Source organism: Caenimonas soli (assembly GCF_013155545.1).
GTDB classification, from domain to species: Bacteria; Pseudomonadota; Gammaproteobacteria; order Burkholderiales; family Burkholderiaceae_C; genus Ramlibacter; species Ramlibacter soli.
In genome coordinates, this window is sequence record NZ_JABJVV010000051.1 from 1 (window position 1) to 1020 (window position 1020).

The 1020-nt window shown below is 63.5% G+C and carries 1 protein-coding gene; it reads left to right on the top strand.

The features are described from left to right. Nucleotides 1-86: 86 nt before the first annotated feature. On the top strand, nucleotides 87-1020 hold a 934-nt coding region (locus tag HNE04_RS27820; RefSeq protein WP_172227147.1), incomplete at its 3' end, for an IS481 family transposase.

Sequence of the window (1020 nt, forward strand, 5' to 3'; positions counted from 1 at the left end):
TGTGATGTTTCAATAGGTTGTTCACCCGGAAGAGTCTGGGAGACTGGAGTTACGACGCTTCAGCACTCTCAGAGGAATTCCCCCGGATGAACAGCCATAAGAATGCCAGATTGACCTTCGAGGGTCGCAAATTGCTTGTTGAACGCATTTCTGTCCTGGGGCTGATGCCCGCGGCCGAGGCCGCGGGCATCAGCCGCCAGACTGCGCGCAAGTGGCTTCGGCGCTTTGAACAAGGCGGCGAGAACAGCTTGAGGGATCGCAGTTCGCGTCCGGCGCGCACGCGCAGTACCGTGGATGGCGACCTTGCTGCACGCATCGAGCAGTTGCGCCGGGCCCGCATGCCGATGCGGCGCATCTCAGTGGTGATCGGGCGCAGCGTCGCCACCGTCAGCCGCCTGCTCGCAGGCCTGGGCCTGTCCAGCCTGAAAGCGCTCGATCCGGTGGAGCCGGTGGTGCGCTATGAGCGAGAGGCGCCGGGCGAGCTGCTGCACATGGACACCAAGAAGCTGGGACGCATCGTTCGCCCCAGCCACCGTGTCACCGGCAACCGCAAAGACTCCGTGGACGGCGCCGGCTGGGAGTACGCGCACGTGGCCATCGACGATCACTCACGAGCGGGCTACGTGCAGATGTACGCCAACGAGCGCAAGGAGTCGGTGGTCGAGTTCCTCAAGGCCACCGTGGCGCATTACAAGGCGCTGGGCGTGACGATCAAACGGCTCTTGACGGACAACGGCAGCGCCTACCGCTCCAGGCTGTTTGCCAAGACCTGCCAGGCCCTGGGCATCAAGCACACCTTCACCAGGCCGTATAGACCGCAGACCAACGGCAAGGCCGAACGGTTCATCCAGACCTGCCTTCGTGAATGGGCCTACGGGCGCACCTGGAGCAACAGCGCTGAACGCACTGGCTGGTTGCCCGCGTTCCTGGCCTACTACAACGCCCGCAGGCCCCACTCGGCCCTGGGCTATAAGCCTCCAGCTTCCCGTCTCGGCGGGAACAACCTATTGCAACTCAACA